This window comes from Streptomyces sp. B8-7 (assembly GCF_058833805.1).
The window spans coordinates 992,679-1,012,654 of sequence record NZ_JBYRRL010000001.1; the positions used below are offsets into that span (position 1 = coordinate 992,679).

Below are 19,976 nucleotides of genomic sequence, written 5' to 3' on the forward strand. Positions count from 1 at the left end.
TGCCTACGGCTCGGAGGTCTCGGACTCCAGCACGGCCCGGGTCGCCTGGTCGTACGCGCCCGGCTCGGACACGTTCCACAGGCCGCGCGCCCACTGGTAGTTGAACAGGGCGTTCTCCACGGACCGGTTGAACGTGCCGTTGACGGAGCCGGTGTAGAGGCGCAGCTGCTGCAGGCGGAGCTGGAGCTCGACGACCTCCGCACCGCGGTCGCCCCGGCGCAGCACGGTGTCGGTCACCGGATCCGGCTGAGGCTCCTCGGAAGCCGACGGGGACGCCGCCGACGAGGACGGCGAGGCCGGCTCCGACGCGGACGCGGACGCAGACGCCGGCGCGGAGGGCGACGCGCTCGACGGGGACGGCGACGGCGAGGTGCTCGCGCTCGCCGACGGCGAGGCCGACACGGACGGCGAGGGGGACGCCGAGGGGGAGGGGGAGGTGCTCCGGACGGGGGACGCCGTGAGCGAGGCCGCCTCGCCGTCCGGCTCCGCCGAGGCGGCCTCCCGCGCGTCCCCGACCCGTGCGGTGTCCCGGGACGGCGTGTCGTACGCGAACAGTCCGCTCGCCAGGCCGGCGCCCGCCAGGACGGCGACCGCGGCCCCGGCGGAGGCGAGCAGCACGGGCCGGCCGCGCCGCTTCGCACCCCGCCCCGACGCCGCGCGCCCGGCCGGAGCACCGCCCTCCTCGCCCGGCTCGAAGAGCCGCAGGTCCTGGTCGCTGGGCCGGGCCCCCGACGGTGCCAGCGGGGTCGGCAGCACCCCGTCGGCACGCCGCCCGGACCTCTTTCGCGGTACGCCCTGCGACCGAGTGGTCTTTCCGGCCTGCGGTACGGCACCGAGCTGCATGGTCGCTTCCGCGTCCGGTACGGCGCCGAGCTGCATGGTCGCTTCCGCGTCCGGTACGGCGCCGAGCCGCATGGTCGCCTCGGCGTCGGGGACGCGGTCCGGCTGTGCGGCCGTCGCGGTGTCCGGTGCGGCGCCCGGCTGTGCGGCCGCCCCGGCGTCCGGTGGGGTGCTTGGCTGCGGTGCCGCCCCGGCGTGCGGTGCCGCGTCCGGTGCGACGCCCGCCCCGGGGGCCGGCGAGGTGTCCGGTGCGGCGTCCCGTACGGCGCCGAGCTGCATGGTCGCGTCCGCGGCCGGTACGGCGCCGAGCCGCATGGTCGCCTCGGCGTCGGGGACGCGGTCCGGCCGTGCCGCCGTCGCGGTGTCCGGTGCGGCGCCGCCGGGGAGGCCGCCTCCCTCCGGAGCGGCCCCACCGGGCGGGGCCGTTGGCTCGTTTCCTCCACCAGCCGTCCGCGCCGGCTGTCCCGTCCCCGTTCCCGGGGCCCCGCCAAGGGACGGGTCCTCCGTGGAGTCCGGTGTCCGGAGGATTCCGGCCGCCTCCAGGTCGACGTACGGCCGGATCCGCAGCGGGTCGAAGTCCTCCACGGCCGCCGCCTGCGCGGTGCGTTTCCGGGCGAGTGCGTCGGCGGCGCGGCGGCCGCAGATGCAGGACGGGGTGTTGTCCGCGCCGCGCGAGGCCCCGCATTCCGGGCATGGATGCCCCTGTCGGTCTGCCACCTGTCCGTCCCCTCCCCTTGCGAGCACACGTGATTATGCAGACCCCGTCCGCCACGGCCGCCTCCAGGGCGTGTTTCGAAGTCCCGCCCGGCCCGCGACGCCTGGCGCGGCGCCTTCCCGCGTGGCCGGGATCGTCCGCGTACGCCCGGTACGCGGACCGCCCTCCGCTCTCCGCTCTCCGCTCTCCGCCCTCCGGCCCGGGACGCACCGCACCGCACGACGCGGGCCCCGCCCGCCGGGCGGACGACGCTCCTGCCTTCCTTTTCCTTCCTTCAGGAAGCCGTCCCAGGTCCCGGCCTCCCGCTCGCGCCTCCTTTGCCGTCCCAGGTCCCGGCCTCCCGCTCGCGCCCCCTCTGCCGTGCCACCGCCTCCCCCTCCGGCGGCCCCCTCGCCTTCCCCTTCGGCGGCCCCCCTTTCGGCGCCCCCTCCGGCCGGTCCGCCCGCAGCGGATCAGCCGGAGGGGGTGCGTTCCCGGGAGGCCGCAACCCCGCGCAGACACCACGATGGAGGGACACCGCGAGCACGAGGAGGTCCGCATGGCCGACGACGCGGGTGGGGTCGCCGCCGAAGTGCTGCCGCCCGGGCGGGGCGCTCCGGCCGAGGAGCATGTTCCCGGCAACGTCCTCGTCTCGATCGGCGCGCTGCTCCTGGGGATGCTGCTGGCCGCGCTGGACCAGACCATCGTCTCGACGGCGCTGCCGACCATCGTCAGCGACCTGGGCGGGCTGGAGCACCTGTCCTGGGTCGTCACCGCGTACATGCTGGCCGCGACGGCGGCCACCCCGCTGTGGGGCAAGCTCGGCGACCAGTACGGGCGCAAGCGGCTGTTCCAGGCCGCCATCGTCATCTTCCTGGCCGGCTCCGCGCTGTGCGGGCTCGCGCAGAACATGCCGGAGCTGATCGCCTTCCGCGCCGTGCAGGGGCTCGGCGGCGGCGGGCTCATGGTGCTGTCGATGGCGATCGTCGGCGACCTCGTGTCGCCCCGGGAACGCGGCCGCTACCAGGGCCTGTTCGGCGCGGTGTTCGGTGCCACCAGCGTCCTCGGGCCGCTGCTGGGCGGACTGTTCACCCAGCATCTGAGCTGGCGCTGGGTGTTCTACGTCAACCTGCCCGTCGGCGCGGTCGCCCTCGTCGTGATCGCCGCCGTGCTGCGGCTGCCGCCCAAGTCCACCCGGCACGTCATCGACTACCTCGGCACCTTCCTCATCGCCTCGGTCGCCACCTGCCTGGTGCTCGTCGCCTCCCTCGGCGGCACCACCTGGGCGTGGAACTCGCCGCAGATCATCGGGCTCGCGGTACTCGGCGCGGTGCTCGCGGTGGCGTTCGTGGCGGTGGAACGGCGGGCCGCGGAACCCGTCCTGCCGCTGAAGCTGTTCCGCATCCGCACCTTCACCCTGTCCACCGTGATCAGCTTCATCGTCGGCTTCGCCATGTTCGGCGCCCTGACCTTCCTGCCGACCTTCCTCCAGGTGGTGCACGGCATCACCCCGACCATGTCCGGCGTGTACATGCTGCCGATGGTGCTCGGCCTGCTGCTGGCCTCGACGCTGTCCGGGCAGATCGTCAGCCGCACCGGCCGCTGGAAGGTCTTCCCGGTCGCCGGGACCGCGGTCACCGCCGTGGGTCTGCTCCTGCTGCACGGCCTCGACGAGTTCAGCTCCACCGCCGTGATGAGCCTGTCCTTCTTCGTCTTCGGCACGGGCCTCGGCCTGGTCATGCAGGTGCTGGTGCTGATCGTGCAGAACGCCGTCGGCTACGAGGACCTCGGCGTCGCCACGTCCGGCGCGACCTTCTTCCGCTCCATCGGAGCCTCGTTCGGCGTCGCCGTGTTCGGCTCGGTCTTCTCGGGCCGCCTCGCCGGCCAGCTCGACGACGCCTTCCGCGGCGTGCAGCTGCCCGCCGGGGTCTCCGCCGACTCGCTCGGCGCCGACCCGCGCGGCATCCAGCTGCTCCCGGCGTCGCTGCGCCCGGCCGCGCTGCACGCCTACTCGTCCGCCATCACCGACGTGTTCCTGTACGCGGCCCCGGTGGCCGTGGCCGGCTTCGTCCTCGCGTGGTTCCTGAAGGAGGACCGGCTGCGGGCCTCGGTGACCGCCCCGGACGGCACGGAGACGCTCGCCAGCAACCCGGTCGAGCGCACCTCGTACGACGAGGTGTGCCGGGCGCTGTCGGTGCTGGGCACGCGCGAGGGCCGGCGCGAGATCTACCGGACGATCACCGAGCGGGCGGGCTACGACCTGCTGCCCGCGGCGAGCTGGCTGCTGCTGCGGATCAGGCGGTACGGCTCCGTGGAGCCGGCCGTGCTCGCGGAGCGCGGCCCCGTACCGCTGACGGTGATCATGGAGGCCTCCCGCCAGGTGGAGGGGCGGGGACTCGCCGTACGGCAGGGGCTGGACCTCACGCTCACCGCGCAGGGCGCGGAGGCCGCCGAGCGGCTGGCGCGGGCCCGTGAGGAGTCGCTGGCGGCGATGCTCGGCGACTGGTGGGGCCCGGACCGGCCCACCGACCTGGTGCAGCTCGTCGGGGAGCTGAACCGTGAGCTGTGCGGGGCGCAGAGCGAGGAGCCGCTCGACGAGGGTCCGGCCCGCCGCCTGGCCTGACCGGAGCCCGGCTCACGCCAGGTGCTTGGTGAACCAGTGCTCCGCGTACGGGCTGTCGTTGTGGCGCGCCGTCTCGCGGTAGCCGAGCCGCGCGTACAGCGTGCGGGCCTCCACGAGGTCGCTGCGGGTGTCCAGGAGGATCCGGTCCGCGCCCATCGACCGGGCGGCGTCCTCGGCGGCGCCCACCAGCAGGGCCGCGCCGCCTCTGCCGCGCATGCCCTCCCGCAGGAACACCCGTGTCAGCTCCGCGGCCCGGGGTCCGGCCCGGCGCACGCCCGCGGTGCCCGCCGGTTCGCCGTGGAGGCGCGCGACGAACAGCACGCCGTCCGGCGGCAGCAGACCGCCCGCCGCCCCGGCGGCGATCTCCCGCTCCAGCTCCGCGGGGTCGGTGCGCCGTCCCTCGTGCAGGAGGTACCAGCGGTCGCTGACCTCGGTGTAGTAGGCCCGCCAGAGCGCTACGGCGTCGGGGGAGCCGACCGGTTCCGCGGCCACCGTCCAGCCGGGGGCGGGAGCCGGGCCCGAGCGGCCCGAGCGGCCCGATGGCGCGGCGGCGGCGGTGGGGGGCGGGGCGGGTGCGGAGGGTGAGTCGGAGGCGGTCACGGGGCCATTCTGCGGAGAGGGCGGCCTGCCACCGCAACCGATTTCGGCCCGGGCGGCCCGGTGCAGCGTGCCCGGCCCGGTGCACCGGGCACGGCCGCAGCCTCCGTACGGCCCGAGTCTCCGCGTCCCGAGCCTCCGTACGGCCCGCGTCTCCGCGTCCCGAGCCTCCGTACGGCCCGCGTCCCGAGCCTCCGTACGGCCCGCGTCTCCGTTCGTGCCGCTCGCGCCCTTCGCCTCGCGCCCTTCGCCCTTCGCCTTGCAGCCCTTCGGCTCGCAGCTCTCCGGCTCCGGCCGTGAGCCGGCGCGTACGGTCAGCGGACGGTCAGGACGTGGTCAGTACACGGTCAGTACACGGTCAGGACGTGGTCAGTACACGGTCGGGGCGTGGTCGGGGCGTGGTCAGGACGCCTCCGCGTCCTCGGAGCGGGCCGCACGCCGCCGTCTGAGGACGTCGTCCACGTCGTAGGGCTTCAGGCCCAGCGGAGGGCCCGGCGGCGGACGGAACATCATGGCGCGGATCTTGGTGTTCACCTCCTCGACGAGGCGGCGCGCGCTCTGCTCGGAGGGTGCCCGCAGCGCGGCGGCGAGAGCGTCCTCGGCCTCCTTGCGGAGGGCGAGGGCGGGTGGGAGGACGGCGAGGCCCTCGCGGGCCATCTTCCGCTTGATCCACCACAGTTCGTCGTAGGGCTGCTCCACGTCGCCCGGCAGGGGCTTGCCCGCGCCGGGCAGCCGCGCGAACTCGCCGCGCGCCTCCGCGTCGCGGATCTGCTTGTCGGTCCAGGACTCGAAGCTGAGGCCCGGTGGCTTTCGCTCGGTCATGTACCCATTGTGCCGGACGCCGTACGGCCGGGCGTTCTACTATGCGGCGGCGGCGCCCCAACCGGGCCGCTGTTCAAGGACCTTCCAAGGAGAGCGCACGTGCTCGAACTGACCATGGCCACCGTCTCGGGGGAGGAAGCGGGCGCCACGGCCGGCATGCTGATGGCCGACGCGCCCACGGAGCCCGGTGCCGTGCTGAGGGTGGGCCGGGACACGTCCCTGTGCCGGCTGGCGACGCCGGACGACTGGCTGTTCGTCTCCCGGGCGCACCTGGAGTTCCTGTGCGGCCCCGACGGTGTGTGGCAGGTGACCTGGCTGCGCGGTTCGCAGGCGGAGCCGTCCTCGGAGGTCCGCCTCGCGGTCGGCGAGTACGCGCAGACCATCCCGTACGGCGGCAGCGTGCGGCTCCCGCGCGGCGGCAGCGGCGAGATCGTCGTCCAGGACCGTACGGCGCCGCGCAGCGTCAACGTCGGCTTCTTCCACGAGGTCTGAGCGGCCGCGGCCGCTCAGGGCCTCACCCGGGTCCTGGGCCGGCGTGCACCGGAGGAGGGCGCAGCGGCGGGGACCGCCCGGTTCGGTAGGGGCGGCCCCCGCCGGCGTGCGCCGACGGGCCCGGGCCTACGCGAGGACGCGGGCCAGCGCGAAGCCGTCCCAGCCCTTGGTGCCCACGGTCTGCACGGCCGTGCCGTCCAGCCTCGGGTGGGTGGAGATGAGGTCGAGGGCGGCGCGGGTGCCCTGGACGTCCGGGGCGCCGCTGTCGGTGTCGAGGACGCGGCCGCCGCGGACGACGTTGTCCAGCACGATCAGGCTGCCCGCGCTCGTGAGCTTCAGCGCCCACTCCACGTAGTGCGCGTTGTTGGCCTTGTCGGCGTCGATGAACACCAGGTCGAAGGGCGGCGGGTTCTCGTCGGCGAGCAGGGGCAGGGAGTCCAGGGCCGCACCGGTCCGGACCTCGGCGATCTTGTCGAGTCCGGCGCGGGCGAGATTGCGGGTGGCGACCTCGGCGCGCAGCGGGTCGTACTCCAGCGAGACCAGCCTGCCGTCCTCGGGCAGGGCGCGGGCCAGCCAGATGGTGCTGTAGCCGCCCAGGGTGCCGATCTCCAGGACGGTGCGGGCGCCCTGGATGCGGGCGAGGAGGTGGAGCAGCTTGCCCTGCGGCGCGGACACCGCGATCTCCGGCAGCCCGGCCGCCTCGCTGTCCCGCAGGGCCGCTCTGAGCGCGTCGTCGTCGGGCGAGAGCTGAGCGGTGAAGTAGGCGTCGACCGCTTCCCAGTGCTCTGACTGGCTCATGCACCTGACCTTTCGGGTCACCGTTGGCGGAGCGGATGAGTCGTGTGCGTGAATCTAGTGCCGCCGCCCCCCGCCCGCCGCTGATTTTCGCCACCGGGCGTTTCCCGGCCGCCGGCCGCAGCCCGGCAACCGGGGGCCGCAAGCCGACAACCGGCGGCCGCGAGCCGACAACCGGCGGCCGACAGTCGCAAGCCGACAAGCCGACAGTCGGCAGCCGCAAGCCGCCAGCCGACAAGCCGGCAGTCGGCAGCCGACGGCGACAACCGTCAGTCGGCGCGGCCGCCGGCACCGACGGCGGCCGACAGTCGCAAGCCGACAAGCCGACAAGCCGACAGTCGGCAGCCGCAAGCCGCAAGCCGCAAGCCGCAAGCCGCAAGCCGCAAGCCGCAAGCCGACAGCCGACAGCCGACGGCGACAACCGTCAGTCGGCGCGGCCGCCGGCACCGACGTCGGCCGACAGTCGCCGGCCGCCAGCCGCAAGCCGGCAGTCGGCAGCCGCCAGCCGACAAGCCGGCAGTCGGTAGCCGACGGCGACAACCGTCAGTCGGCGCGGCCGCCGGCACCGACGTCGGCCGGCAGCCGCGGGTCGGCAGCCGGTTTGCCGGTGGCCGGCCGCCGCCGGCGGCGTGATCGCCCCCTGTGATCCCCGTCCCTCCCCCGGAGGCGACGCAACCTCCGCCCGACTATCGTCATCGGGGCACATGGAGAGGGATGTCAGGTGAAGCGGGGATGGCCTGCGTCTCTCCAGGGGGTGGTGCGAGCTCATAAGGTTCGCAGAGGCAGCCCGCGCGCGCGACGCGTGGGGCGAACGGGGCGGGAGGCCGACGAGGCGTGGCGAATGCGGAGCACAGCGGGCGACCGGTGGAAGCCTTCGGAGCGACAGCCGCCGGGACGGCCCGGACACGCGTGCGCGCGGCCCGGCTCGGCCTCTGGCTGGCCGCCGCCGTCCTCGCGGTCCGGGAGATGGCCGTGGTCCTCGGCTCGCCGCGCGGGGAGCGGCTGACCGACCTGGAGACCTGGGTCGGCCCGAACGGCGTGCTGCACGTCGAGGGCTCGCTCTACGACTCCACGCGCTTCACCGGCACCCCCTTCGGCGGCCTCGTCCTGAAACCCCTCACCCGTTCGGCGGAACAGGCCCTCGGCTGGGGCTGGACCTTCGGCACGCTGCTGCTGGTCGCCGCGCTCGGCCTGGTCGCCGCCCGCGCGCTGCCGCAGCCGACCGGACGGCGGACCTCGCTGTTCGCCGCGCCCGTCGCGATCTGCCTGCTCATGCTGTCCCTGCCGGTGCGCAACACGCTCTGGCTGGGGCAGACCAGCATCATCCCGGTGCTGTTCGTGCTGCTGGGCTGCTTCGCCGTGCGCGGGCAGCGGGCGGGCGGCGTCCTGATCGGTCTCGCGGCCGCCCTCCAGCCGACCCTGCTGCTGTTCGCGCCGCTGCTCTGGCTCACCGAGCGCCGCCGGGCAGCCGCCTCCGCGGGGGCCACCTTCGCCGCCGTGACCGCGCTCGCCTGGGCGGCGATGCCGCACGACTCGTACACGTACTGGGTGCACCACGTGGCCGGGGTGGGGCTGGGCGGCCGGGCCGACGCCCTCGCCAACCAGTCCCTGCACGGCGCCCTGCTCCGGCTCGGACTGTCCGGCCCGCTGGAGATCGCCCTCTTCCTGGCCCTCGGCGCCGCCGTCGCCGTCCTCGGCGTGCGCCGGGCCGTGCGCTACGCCCGCGACGGCCAGCTGCTGCTCGCGGTGGCCGTCACCGGCTGCGCGGCCATCGCGGCCGCCCCGACCGCCTGGCAGCACCAGCTGCTGTGGGTGCTGCTCACGCTGGTCGGCCGGGTCGGCAGGCGGGCCTCGGACCGGTTCCTGTGGCCGGTCGCCGTCGTGCTGGTGATGACGCTCCCGGCGAAGATGATGCTGCCGAACATGGCCGTGCTGTTCCCGCTGCGGGACAACCTGGTGCTGCTGGCGGCGCTCGCGGCGGCCACCTTCATCCCGTTCCTGTCCCGGACCTCGCCGTACTACCAGGAGCCGGTCCCCACCCGGTACGCCGTCCAGCCGCCGGCCCGTTTCGCCCGGGTGCCGCTGCTGCCGTTCCTGCGCCGCGTGCTGACCCGGCCGAACCTGCTGCTGGAGCTGCTGCTCATCCGCGTCACCTACGCCGCCTACCAGCAGGTCCGGCTCGCCGCCACCGGGGGCAGCAACGAGGCCGGCCGGGCCCGTGCCGAGCACCACGGCGACCAGGTCCTCTCCCTCGAACGCCTCCTCCACCTCGACATCGAGCACGCCGTGAACCACGCCGTGGTCAAGGTCGACTGGCTGCGCGGGTTCTTCGACTTCTACTACACGTCGTTCCACTTCGCGGTCCCGCTGACCGTGCTCGGCGTCCTGTACTGGCGCCGCCCGGCCGACTACCGCTGGGCCCGCTCCACCCTCGGTCTGACCACGCTCCTCGCCCTGGTCGGCTTCTGGCTCTACCCGCTCGCCCCGCCGCGCCTGATGCCCTCGCTCGGCATCATCGACACCGTGCACGGCGTCCAGGACTTCTCCCAGCCCGACTACGGCACCCTGACCGCCCTCACCAACCAGTACGCGGCGATGCCGTCGCTGCACTTCGGCTGGTCCCTGTGGTGCGGCCTGGTCATCGCGGTCGTCGCCCCGAAGGCCTGGATGAAGGCCCTCGGCCTGCTCCACCCGCTGTTCACCGTCTCCGCGATCGTGGCGACCGGCAACCACTGGGTGCTGGACGCGGCCGGCGGCGCGGCCGTCGTCCTCGCGGGCTTCGCACTGGCCTACCTGTTCCAGGGCCCGCGCGGCCGGACGCCCGTCCCGGCCCCGGCCGCCGACCGGGAACTGGTCAGGGACGGCGCCCCGGGGTGAGCCCGCCCTCTTCGTCCGACGCCGGAGCGTGGTGGCACTTGAACCGGACCGCCTCGCCGGGGCCCGGTGCCCGGGCACACGCCCCACTTGTCCGATTGTCCGTCACCGCCCCCACCAGGTGCAGCCCCGGTCCGGACTCCGCGCCCGGCGGGATGCGCGGCAGCGGCACGGGCGGGCCCGGGCTGCCGTCCGTGACCTCCACGCGGACGCCGTCCGGCCGCCGCAGGACCGGCAGTGTGCGGTTCGTACAGCGGTGATCAGGGCGGCGACTGCCTCGAAGTCGCTGCTGACTGCCCCACCGCCGTGGCCGTCCGGGACAGCAGGAACCCCGCGGGCCCGGTGCTCACGCCCGGGCCCGCGGCGTTCGCGGCGTTCGCGGGGTGGGCGGCGGTCACAGACGCTGGATGATGGTGCCGGTCGCCAGCGCACCGCCCGCGCACATGGTGATCAGGGCGAACTCCTTGTCGGCGCGCTCCAGTTCGTGGAGGGCGGTGGTGACGAGGCGGGCGCCGGTCGCGCCGACGGGGTGGCCGAGGGCGATGCCGCCGCCGTTGACGTTGACCTTGTCCAGGTCCTGTTCGAAGACCTGGGCCCAGCTCAGCACGACCGAGGCGAAGGCCTCGTTGATCTCGACGACGTCGATGTCGTGGAGGGTCATGCCGGCCTTGCCGAGGACGGCCTTGGTGGCGTCGACGGGGCCGTCGAGGTGGAAGTGCGGGTCGGCGCCGACGAGGGCCTGGGCGACGACGCGGGCGCGCGGCCTGAGTTTGAGGGCGCGGGCCATGCGCTTGGACGCCCACATGAGGGCGGCGGCGCCGTCGGAGATCTGGGCGGAGTTCCCGGCGGTGTGCACGGCGGTCGGCATGACCGGCTTCAGGCCGGCCAGGGCCTCCATGGAGGTGTCGCGCAGGCCTTCGTCCCGGTCGACGAGGCGCCACATGCCCTGACCGGCGAGCTGTTCCTCCTCGGTGGTGGGGACCTGCACGGCGAAGGTCTCGCGCTTGAAGCGTTCCTCGGCCCAGGCGGTGGCGGCCCGCTGCTGGGAGAGCAGGCCGAGGCGGTCGACGTCGGTGCGGGTGAGGCGGCGGCGGTGGGCGATGCGCTCGGCGGCCTGGAACTGGTTGGGCAGGTCGACGTTCCACTCGTCGGGGAAGGGCTTGCCGGGGCCGTGCTTGGAGGCGGAGCCGAGGGGGACGCGGGACATGGACTCGACGCCGCAGGCGATGCCCACGTCGATGACGCCCGCCGCGATCATGTTGGCCGTCATGTGGCAGGCCTGCTGGGAGGAGCCGCACTGGGCGTCGACGGTGGTGGCCGCCGTCTCGTAGGGCAGGCCCATGGTCAGCCAGGCGGTGCGGGCCGGGTTCATGGTCTGCTCGCCGGCGTGGGTCACCGTGCCGCCGACGATCTGCTCGACGCAGTCGGCGGGGATGCCGGTGCGGCCGAGGAGCTCGCGGTAGGTCTCGCCGAGGAGGTAGGCGGGGTGGAGGTTGGCGAGCGCGCCGCCGCGCTTGCCGATGGGCGTGCGGACGGCTTCCACGATGACGGGTTCGGCGGCCATGGGTGCGGGTCCTCTCGCGGGAGGGGCGGGGGGTGGCTGGGGCGCGTCTCCTCGGGGACAGGAACTAGTACGTGTTCTAGTTCTGTGAGCAGTCTGCGGATGTGATGCCGGTCACCGCAAGGGTCTTGCAGGTTGTAGGGGATCGAACTACCTTCTGGGCGTCTTTATCTGACGGCATGTCAGGGCGTGCGGTGTGCGGCCGGCGCCCGGCCGTCGTACGGCTGGGAGCTGCCGATGTCCTGTCCAGCGCTTCCCGAGGGTTTCGACTTCACCGACCCGGACCTGCTGCACCGCGGGGTGCCGCTGCCGGAGTTCGCCGCGCTGCGCCGCGCGGAACCGGTCTGCTGGATCCCGCAGCGGGACCGGGTGGCGGGCTTCCAGGACGCGGGCTACTGGGCGGTGACCCGGCACGCCGACGTCCGCTACGTGTCCACGCACCCGGAGCTGTTCTCCTCCACCCTCAACACGGCGATCATCCGCTTCAACGCGCACATCGAGCGGGAGCGGATCGACGCCCAGCGGCTGATCCTGCTGAACATGGACCCGCCCGAGCACACCCGGGTCCGGCAGATCGTGCAGCGCGGGTTCACGCCCCGGTCGATCCGGGCGCTGGAGGGGCGGCTGCGGGAGCGGGCGAGGGCGATCGTGGCCGGGGCCCGGGAGAAGGACGGGGAGTTCGACTTCGTCACCGAGGTCGCGTGTGAGCTGCCCCTGCAGGCGATCGCCGAGCTGATCGGGGTGCCGCAGGAGGACCGGGCGAAGATCTTCGACTGGTCGAACCGGATGATCGCCTACGACGACCCCGAGTACGCGGTCACGGAGGAGGTGGGCGCCCGATCGGCCGCCGAGATCATCGCGTACGCCATGAACATGGCCGCGGAGCGCAAGCGGTGCCCGGCGCGGGACATCGTGTCCACGCTGGTCGCGGCGGAGGACGAGGGGAACCTGGCGTCGGACGAGTTCGGGTTCTTCGTGCTGATGCTGGCGGTGGCGGGCAACGAGACCACGCGCAACGCCATCACGCACGGCATGCACGCCTTCCTCACCCACCCCGGGCAGTGGGAGCTGTTCGTGCGGGAGCGGCCGTCGACCGCGGCCGAGGAGATCGTGCGCTGGGCGACGCCGGTGGTGGCGTTCCAGCGGACCGCGACCCGGGACACGGAGCTGGGCGGGCGGACGATCAGGAAGGGCGACCGGGTCGGCGTCTTCTACTCCTCCGCCAACCACGACCCCGAGGTCTTCGACCGCCCCGACGCCTTCGACATCACCCGGGACCCCAACCCCCACCTCGGCTTCGGCGGCGGAGGGCCGCACTTCTGCCTCGGCAAGTCCCTCGCCGTGCTGGAGATCGACCTGATCTTCCACGCCCTCGCCGACGCGATGCCGGGCCTGCGCCTGACGGGCGAGCCCCGCCGGCTGCGCTCGGCATGGATCAACGGCGTGAAGGAACTCCGCGTCACCGCGGACTGACCCGGGACGTCCGCGGCGCGGAGGCGGGCCCCGGCCGGAAACGCGGAAGCGGCGGCCCCGGGGGTCGGGGGCCGCCGCTGTCGCGGGAGCGCGGGGGTGGCTGCCGGTCGGCGGCCGGGGGTGGCTCAGTACCAGCCGTTGGCCTGCCAGAAGTTCCAGGCGCCGACGGGGGAGCCGTAGCGGGACTTCATGTAGTCCAGACCCCACTCGATCTGGGTGGCGGCGTTGGTCTTCCAGTCGGAGCCGGCCGCGGCCATCTTGGAGCCGGGCAGGGCCTGGACCAGGCCGTACGCGCCGGAGGAGGGGTTCGTGGCGTCCACGTCCCAGCCGCTCTCGTGCTGGACGATGTTCGAGAAGGCCTTGTACTGCGCGCTGTTCGGGATCATCTTCTTCGCGATCGCCTGGGCCTGGGACGCGGAGGAGACCGAGGGGGCGGCCTGCGCGGGAGCCGCGGAGATCGCGATACCGGCGACCGCGGAGGCCACGGCGGCGGTGGTGAGGGCCTTCTTCGGGGACAGGGCGCGGCGAATGCGGGCGAGAGACAAAGCAGAACCTTTTCTTCGGGAGCGTCGGGGCCGCTGTACGTCCGGAGACGTCCGGGGCGTACGTCGGCGCCGAGGCCCGTGGGGCTCGTCGGCGCCGTGCGACGTCATCCAGAGAAACAGGCTCGGCAGGCGTCCGCAATGACCCCTTTTACTAGTTGTGTTCGCATCCGCCGGGAAGGTCGCCCGTGTGACGTGGCTCGCACGGCGCAGGTCAGGGGCTGTTTTGCCGCGCCCATGACATCCGATGTGACTACTATGCCCCCTCGTGAGTGACGTGTGTCATGTGGGGTGCTTCACCGGGCCGGTCGCGGCGGGTGTGCGGGGCCGCACGCTGGGGTGGGGATGTCGTGTGACCGGCATCTCGGACCTGGCTTTCGAAGGCGCGAATGCGCGAAATGTCCGAAATGGAAGATTTGATGCCATTTACGGAGTGTCGGGCTGCGGTGCCCCGGCCTCGAACGCCACCGGCGCCTCGAAGGCCGCCCGCCGGGTCGCCCGGCGCAGCGCCTTCAGGACGGTCGGTCCGAGCGCCACGGTCAGGACGACGATGCACAGGGCCCGGCCCAGGTCCCAGCCCATCGACGTGGCCAGGCAGTAGGCGAGGAAGCGCACCAGGTTCCCGGCCGGTCCCGCTTCGGGGTCCATGGCGACGACCGCGGTGTCGGGGCTCATGAAGGCCCAGCCGGCCATGTTCATGAAGAAGCCGTAGCCGAAGGCGGCGGTGAAGCCGTACGCCGACAGCAGCAGGATCTCGGCGCGGCCGCGCAGCCGGTTGGGCCCCGGCAGCAGCCCCGCCCCCATCGTCACCCAGCCCGCCGTCAGCATCTGGTACGGCATCCACGGCCCCACCCCGCCGGTCAGCAGGGCCGAGGCGAACATCGTCACGCCGCCCAGCACGAAGCCGAATCCCGGCCCCAGCACCCGTCCGCTGAGCACCAGCAGGAAGAACATCGGCTCGATGCCCGCGGTGCCCGCGCCGATCGGCCGCAGGGCCGCGCCCGCCGCCGCCAGCACGCCCAGCATGGCCACCGCCTTCGGGCCCAGCCCCGACTCCGCGATCGTCGCCGACACCACGGCCACCAGCAGCACCAGCAGACCCGCGAACAGCCACGGGGCGTCCTGGGCGTGGGCCACCGCCGCCGACCCGGGCGGAGCGAAGAACGGCCACGTCAGCGCGGCCAGCCCGACCGCGCTCACCAGGGCGAGGGCCGCCCAGGAACGCGGGCCCAGCCGGACCGCCCGGGCCTGCCGGTCCGGCGGGGCGCCCGGGCGGGAGCCGGTGCCCGCCCTGGTGCGGACGCGTGCGTCGGAGGTCATGTCAGGGCCCTCCTCACCTGGGACACGGTGAGCCACTTCTGCGGGGCGAGGATCTTCGCCACCTGGGGGGCGTAGGACGGCGAGGACACCACCACGTCGGCCGCCGGGCCGTCCGCGATCACCTCGCCCTCCGCCAGCAGCACCACCCGGTCGGCCAGCTCCGCCGCCAGCTCCACGTCGTGCGTCGCCAGCACCACCGCGTGGCCCGCCGCGGTCAGCCCGCGCAGACGGGCGACCAGGCGCGCCTTGGCCGCGTAGTCCAGCCCGCGGGTGGGCTCGTCGAGCAGCAGCAGGGGAGGCCGGGCCGCCAGCACCACCGCCAGGGCCAGGGAGAGCCGCTGGCCCTCCGACAGGTCCCGCGGGTGGGTGCCGTCCGCGACACCCGGCAGCAGCTCCGACACCAGCGCCCGGCAGGTGCCCGGCTCCGCCCCCGCGTCCCGGTCCGCCTGCGCGCACTCGGCCGCGACCGTGTCCGCGTACAGCAGGTCGCGCGGCTCCTGCGGGACCAGGCCCACCCGGCGGACCAGCGCGCGCGGCGCCGTCCGGTGCGGGACGGCCCCGCCGGTCAGGACGGTGCCCGAGGCGGGCTCGACCAGGCCGGACAGGGCCGACAGCAGGGTCGACTTCCCGGCGCCGTTGCGGCCCATCAGCGCCACCGCCTCCCCGGCGGCGACCGTGAGGTCCACCGAGCGCAGCGCGGTCGCCCGGCCCCGGCGGACCGTGAGGGAGCGCGCCTCGGCGACGACGGCGCCGACCGGGGCCGCCGGGCTGCCCGCCGTGGCGGGGCCGCCCGGACCGGCCGGGGTGCGGCGCCTGCCGAAGGGCAGACGGCGGCGGGGGCGCCGGCCCGCGTCCGCGCCCGAGTCCGGACGCGGGGGCCGGGCCGGGCCCGCTTCACCCGTTGCCGGAGGGTTCGTGGCGGCGGCCGGCGAGGGCGCCGGTGCGAGGGGTGCGGCGGCGGCCGGTGCCGCCCCGTTCGCGGTGTCCGCGGTGTCCGCGGTGTCCGCGGTGTCCGCGGCGTCCGCGGTGTCCGCGGTGTTTGGGGTGTATGGGGTGTATGGGGTGCCCGGGCCGCCGGGCGTTGCGGGGGCGGCCGGTGCCTGGCCCGCGTGCGGGGCCGCCGGGCCCGTGGAGGGGTCCGGGGCCGGGCCAGCGGCGGACGCCGCGCCGGTCTCCCGGGCGGCTCCGGGCTCCCGGGCGGTGTCCGGCTCCGGCGCCGCTCCGGACTGCCGCGCCGTGTCCGGCTGCCGGTCGCGCAGCCGGTCGCGCAGGCCGGCCGCGCTGCGGCGGGCGTCGCGGACCGTCAGGGGCAGCGGGCTCCAGCCGGCCGCCCGGCCCAGCGCGACGACCGGCGGGAACACCGGGGACACCGCCATGACCTCCGCCGGGGTGCCCAGCACCGGCGCGGCCCCCGGGGACGGCAGCAGCAGAATCCGGTCGGCGTGGTGCACGACCCGCTCCAGGCGGTGTTCGGCCATCAGGACCGTCGTCCCGAGGTCGTGGACCAGCCGCTGGAGGACCGCCAGCACCTCCTCCGCCGCGGCCGGGTCCAGCGCCGAGGTCGGTTCGTCCAGGACCAGCACACTCGGGTGGGGCGTGAGGACCGAGCCGATCGCCACCCGCTGCCGCTGGCCGCCGGACAGGGTGGCCAGCGGGCGGTCCCGCAGCGGGGCCAGCCCCAGCAGGTCCAGCGTCTCCTCCACGCGGCGCCGCATCACCTCCGGGGGCAGGCCCAACGACTCCATGCCGTAGGCCAGTTCCTCCTCGACGGTGTCCGTCACGAAGTGGGCCGACGGGTCCTGGCCCACCGTGCCGACCACGTCCGCGAGATCGCGCGGCCGGTGCGTGCGCGTGTCGCGGCCCGCGACCGTCACCCGGCCGCGCAGGGTACCGCCGGTGAAGTGCGGGACCAGCCCGCCCACCGCGCCGAGCAGCGTCGACTTGCCGACCCCCGACGGGCCCACCACCAGCACGAGTTCGCCCTCGGGGACCTCGAAGCCGACACCGCGCACACTCGGTCCGGCCGCCCCCTCGTACGTCACGGAGACATCCTCGAAGCGGATCACGGCGACTCCTTCGAAACCTTCCGGGCCCTCTCGGCCCGTTCCGACCGCGGGGCCGCCGTCCGGGGCTCCCCGGAGAGGGGCGGCGGGGCGGCGAGCACGGGCAGCAGCCCCAGCAGACACGCCGCCGCGGGCCACAGGGGCAGTCCGGGCGCGACCGGCGGAATCACCCCGGGTGCCAGCGCCTCCGGATCCCGGGCCGCCGCGAGCGCCAGCAGCGCGGCCGGTGCCGCACCCGACGCCGCCACCAGCCAGGCCCGTACGTCCCACCGGTCGGGCCGGTAGCGGGTGCGCAGGGAGCGGCGGCCGCCCAGCCACAGCCCGGCGACCGCGGCCCCGGCCCCGCCGAGCAGCACCGGAACCCCGTACGTGCCGCCCTCCGCCGTCAACAGCCCGTACGTGCCCGCGCACACCCCCAGCAGACCGGCCACCGTGAGCGCCGCCGTCGTCCGGCGGACCGCGGCGGGCACCCGCGCCGTACGGCCGTACCCGCGCGAGTCCATCGCGGCGGCGAGACCGACCGAGCGCTCCAACGCGCCTTCCAGCACCGGCAGTCCGACCTGGAGCAGCCCCCGCACCCCCCGGTCGGGGCGGCCGCGCAGCCGGCGCGCCGCGCGCAGCCGCCGCACGTCCGCGATCAGGTTCGGGGCGAAGGTGAGCGCGACGACCACCGCCACCCCCGTCTCGTACAGCGCGCCCGGCAGCGACTTCAGCAGCCGGGACGGGTTCGCGAGGGCGTTCGCGGCGCCGACGCAGATGAGCAGCGCGGCCAGGCGCAGCGCGTCGTAGAAGGCGAACAGCAGGGCCTCGGCGGTGACCTCACCGCCGAGGCGGAAACCCCGCGCCCAGTCCGGCAGCGGCACCTCGGGCAGCTCCAGCAGCACGTGCGTGCCCGGCACGGGCGAGCCCAGCACCACCACGAACAGCAGCCGGACGACGATGACGGCGAGCGCGAGCCGCACGAACGCGCCGTAGGAGCGGGCCCAGGGCGCGTCGGGGCGGCGCGCCGCGACGACGTAGCCGGAGACCGCGACGAGCAGGCCGAGCAGGAGCGGATTGGTGGTGCGGGTGGCCGCGGTGCCCAGTCCCAGGGCCCACAGCCACCACGCACCGGGGTGCACCGGGGTGCCGTCACGCACGGCGGCGGGCCTGCCGGATCCCGGCCGCGCCGAGCAGCACGACCACACCGATCCCGGCGATCAGACCGAGGGAGGGGCCGGAGCCCTTGTCACCGTTGCCGTCCTGGCCGTCCTGGTCGCCCGGGTCGGTCTTCCCCGGCGTCCCCGGCCCGGCGTCCGTGCCGCCCGTGGCCGGGGCGGGGTGCTGGTCCGTCGACACCTGCTCGGCGCAGCCGTGCCGGGGGTAGCCGGAGATGGCGCAGAGCAGGGCGTCGGCGTCGTAGCGCAGGGGCTTCGCCACGGCGGCCAGGGCCTCGGCGGTGCTCGCGTCCGGGGCGACGCTCGCGCACACCGTGCGGGCGCGCGGCGGGCTCTCGCCCGACGGGGCGTCGGCGGCCGTGCCGAAGTCGACGACCAGCGCGACGCGCTTCCTGCCGTCCCGCTCGGGCGTGTCCGCGCAGATGGCCGCGAAGTCGGCCCTGCCGCGCGGCTTCTCGGCGTCCTGCGAGTCCTCGCTGACCGCGAACCGGAAGCCGTGCACGTCGCCGTCGGCGGGGCGGGCGGTGGCCGGGCCCTGGGTGGCGTAGATCCAGCGGCCGCCGTCGCGCTCCCAGAACGACCAGTAGCGGTAGCCGGAGGCGTGCGCGGCCGGGGCCCCGCCCACGAGCACCAGCAGCACCGCGATCGGCACGGTGGCGAGCACGGCCCGCCAGGCCCGTGCGGCCCGTGCGGCCCGTGCGGCCCACGGCGTCCGTGCGGGTCGGGACGGCTGTCCGGGTCGGGACGGCTGTCCGGCCCGCCACGCCCGCGGAGCCCGTGCCGGCCGCGACGCCCGCCCGGGCCGGAGCGCCCCGGCCGCCGGGGCGGGGCGGGCCCGCCGGGTCACGGCCGGTTCTTCCGGCGGGCGCTGATCAGCAGGCCGACACCGATGCCGCCGACGAGGCCGACGCCCACGATCCACCAGACGGCGACGCCGTCGTTGTCGTCCTCGTCCTCGGCGGCCCGGGCCGCCTTGGTGTCCTTGGCGTCCTTCGCGTCCCCGGCGCTGTCCGCGGTCCGCTCCGGGGCCGGGCCCGTGGCACCGAGCAGCGAGACCAGGTCCTTGCCGCCGAAGTCGCGCGGGTCGAGGCCGGAGGCCTGTGCGGCGAGGACCAGCTGGGCGTAGGCGGCGGGGCCGCTCTGCCCGGCCCAGGCCAGGGCGTTGGACTCCAGCCAGCGGGCGGAGGCGCCCGCCTGCTCGCCGAACCCGGCGACGGCCAGGGCGACGACCGCGTCGGCGGTGTTGCCGTAGTCGGGCTGGTCCTCGGAGCCGGGCAGCGCCGACGTCAGGTGCTGGTCCTTCGCGAGGGCGCCGACCAGCCAGGAGGCGCCGTTGTGGGCGGCCTGCTCGCGGTCGCCGGGCGCGGCGCAGGACGCCGAGGCCTGCTCGCCCCCGGCCGGCTCCGCGGTCATCGCCGCGCCGAGGGCACCGAGCACGGAGGCGGCGGTGGCGTCCGCGTTCGCGGCCAGCTCGCCGTCCTCGCCGGGCTGGTAGGCGAAGGCCCCGGCGTCCTTGCCCTTGCAGGGCAGCGCGAGCGCGAGCAGCGCGTCGTAGGGCGACTTGCCGCCCTTGAGGACCTTCCCGGGCTGCTCACCGGCGGCGGCGAGGGCGCCGACGACGACGGAGGTGGAGTTGGCGTCGCTGGGGCCGCCCGGGGTGTAGCCCCAGCCGCCGTCCTCGTTCTGCACCGACTTCAGCCAGCCGACGGCCTTGTCTGCGGCCTCGTCGTGGCCGCCGGTCGCGGTGAGGGCCTGGACGGCGACGGCCGTGGAGTTGGAGTCGCGCATGGTCTTGGCGTCGCACGCGGTCGCCGGGTCGGGGCGGTAGGAGGCGAAGCCGCCGTCCGCGCACTGCTGCCCGGCCAGCCAGTCGACGGCCTGCGCGGCCGGCGTCACGCCCTGCCCGGTCTGTGCGACCAGGGCCAGCGACTGCCGCCACACCCCGTCGTACGTCGGGTCGCCGGTGCCGTACAGCCCGTCCGGCAGCTTCGCCGACGCCGACGGCGACGGGGAGGGGGCGGCGACGGCGGGTACGGCGGCGGCCAGCACGGCGGTCGCGGGTACGGCGGCACCCAGGACGGCGGCGGCCAGCACGGCGGTGCTGCGACGGACGATCATGACGG

The 19,976-nt window shown here is 75.2% G+C and carries 16 protein-coding genes; 5 read left to right on the top strand and 11 right to left on the bottom strand.

Going from position 1 to position 19,976, the window contains the following annotated elements; translation table 11 throughout:
- Positions 1–3: 3 nt before the first annotated feature.
- Entirely contained in the window at positions 4–1,557 is a 1,554-nt protein-coding gene (locus AC5K6T_RS04160; RefSeq protein ID WP_493205717.1) for a peptidoglycan-binding protein, read from the bottom strand.
- Positions 1,558–2,093: 536 nt separating this feature from the next.
- Here AC5K6T_RS04160 and AC5K6T_RS04165 point away from each other — a divergent pair.
- Entirely contained in the window at positions 2,094–4,157 is a 2,064-nt protein-coding gene (locus AC5K6T_RS04165; protein ID WP_493205719.1) for an MDR family MFS transporter, read from the top strand.
- A gap of 12 nt (positions 4,158–4,169) precedes the next feature.
- Here the strand turns inward: AC5K6T_RS04165 and AC5K6T_RS04170 are convergent, their stop codons facing one another.
- On the bottom strand, positions 4,170–4,649 hold the full coding sequence (locus AC5K6T_RS04170; protein ID WP_493207326.1) for a GNAT family N-acetyltransferase: 480 nt from the start codon (positions 4,647–4,649) through the stop codon (positions 4,170–4,172).
- A gap of 507 nt (positions 4,650–5,156) precedes the next feature.
- Positions 5,157–5,576 carry a DnaJ family domain-containing protein gene (locus tag AC5K6T_RS04175; protein WP_493205721.1) on the bottom strand — a complete coding sequence of 140 codons (420 nt, stop codon included), beginning with the start codon at positions 5,574–5,576 and terminating at the stop codon, positions 5,157–5,159.
- Positions 5,577–5,675: 99 nt separating this feature from the next.
- Between AC5K6T_RS04175 and AC5K6T_RS04180 the strand changes: the two genes are divergently transcribed.
- Positions 5,676–6,068, top strand: a complete 393-nt coding sequence (locus AC5K6T_RS04180) for a hypothetical protein (protein ID WP_493205723.1) — start codon at positions 5,676–5,678, stop codon at positions 6,066–6,068.
- Between the two features lie 126 nt (positions 6,069–6,194).
- On the opposite strand, the gene AC5K6T_RS04185 is transcribed toward AC5K6T_RS04180, so the two are convergent.
- Positions 6,195–6,866 (bottom strand): O-methyltransferase, encoded by a 672-nt coding sequence (locus AC5K6T_RS04185; protein ID WP_493205724.1) that lies wholly within the window; start codon positions 6,864–6,866, stop codon positions 6,195–6,197.
- 831 nt (positions 6,867–7,697) lie between these two features.
- Between AC5K6T_RS04185 and AC5K6T_RS04190 the strand changes: the two genes are divergently transcribed.
- Both AC5K6T_RS04190 and AC5K6T_RS04195 read left to right on the top strand, forming a co-directional pair.
- Positions 7,698–9,740, top strand: a complete 2,043-nt coding sequence (locus tag AC5K6T_RS04190; RefSeq protein WP_493205726.1) for a bifunctional glycosyltransferase 87/phosphatase PAP2 family protein — start codon at positions 7,698–7,700, stop codon at positions 9,738–9,740.
- 234 nt (positions 9,741–9,974) lie between these two features.
- Positions 9,975–10,148, top strand: a complete 174-nt coding sequence (locus tag AC5K6T_RS04195) for a DUF397 domain-containing protein (protein ID WP_493205728.1) — start codon at positions 9,975–9,977, stop codon at positions 10,146–10,148.
- On the opposite strand, the gene AC5K6T_RS04200 is transcribed toward AC5K6T_RS04195, so the two are convergent.
- Positions 10,132–11,301, bottom strand: a complete 1,170-nt coding sequence (locus tag AC5K6T_RS04200) for a steroid 3-ketoacyl-CoA thiolase (RefSeq protein ID WP_493205729.1) — start codon at positions 11,299–11,301, stop codon at positions 10,132–10,134. The two genes, AC5K6T_RS04195 and AC5K6T_RS04200, sit on opposite strands and share 17 nt — an antisense overlap.
- 234 nt (positions 11,302–11,535) lie before the next feature.
- On the opposite strand from AC5K6T_RS04200, the gene AC5K6T_RS04205 reads away from it, so the two are divergent.
- On the top strand, positions 11,536–12,771 hold the full coding sequence (locus AC5K6T_RS04205) for a cytochrome P450 (protein ID WP_493205731.1): 1,236 nt from the start codon (positions 11,536–11,538) through the stop codon (positions 12,769–12,771).
- A 125-nt stretch (positions 12,772–12,896) separates the two neighbouring features.
- On the opposite strand, the gene AC5K6T_RS04210 is transcribed toward AC5K6T_RS04205, so the two are convergent.
- The 6 genes from AC5K6T_RS04210 to AC5K6T_RS04235 all read right to left on the bottom strand — a co-directional run bounded on the left by AC5K6T_RS04210 (position 12,897) and on the right by AC5K6T_RS04235 (position 19,971).
- A complete protein-coding gene (locus AC5K6T_RS04210) occupies positions 12,897–13,316 on the bottom strand; it encodes an aggregation-promoting factor C-terminal-like domain-containing protein (RefSeq protein WP_493205733.1) in 420 nt (139 codons plus the stop codon).
- Positions 13,317–13,739: 423 nt separating this feature from the next.
- Positions 13,740–14,633 (bottom strand): ECF transporter S component, encoded by an 894-nt coding sequence (locus AC5K6T_RS04215; protein ID WP_493205735.1) that lies wholly within the window; start codon positions 14,631–14,633, stop codon positions 13,740–13,742.
- Positions 14,630–16,699 (bottom strand): ABC transporter ATP-binding protein, encoded by a 2,070-nt coding sequence (locus tag AC5K6T_RS04220; RefSeq protein WP_493205737.1) that lies wholly within the window; start codon positions 16,697–16,699, stop codon positions 14,630–14,632. The genes AC5K6T_RS04215 and AC5K6T_RS04220 overlap by 4 nt, the downstream gene beginning before the upstream one ends.
- Complete coding sequence (locus AC5K6T_RS04225; protein WP_493205739.1) at positions 16,696–17,835, bottom strand: energy-coupling factor transporter transmembrane component T; 1,140 nt, start codon at positions 17,833–17,835, stop codon at positions 16,696–16,698. The genes AC5K6T_RS04220 and AC5K6T_RS04225 overlap by 4 nt, the downstream gene beginning before the upstream one ends.
- Positions 17,828–18,517, bottom strand: a complete 690-nt coding sequence (locus AC5K6T_RS04230) for an SCO2322 family protein (protein WP_493205740.1) — start codon at positions 18,515–18,517, stop codon at positions 17,828–17,830. The genes AC5K6T_RS04225 and AC5K6T_RS04230 overlap by 8 nt, the downstream gene beginning before the upstream one ends.
- A gap of 179 nt (positions 18,518–18,696) precedes the next feature.
- Positions 18,697–19,971: an SCO2321 family membrane protein gene (locus AC5K6T_RS04235; protein WP_493205742.1), complete on the bottom strand. Its 1,275-nt coding sequence runs from the start codon at positions 19,969–19,971 to the stop codon at positions 18,697–18,699.
- Positions 19,972–19,976: the final 5 nt, after the last annotated feature.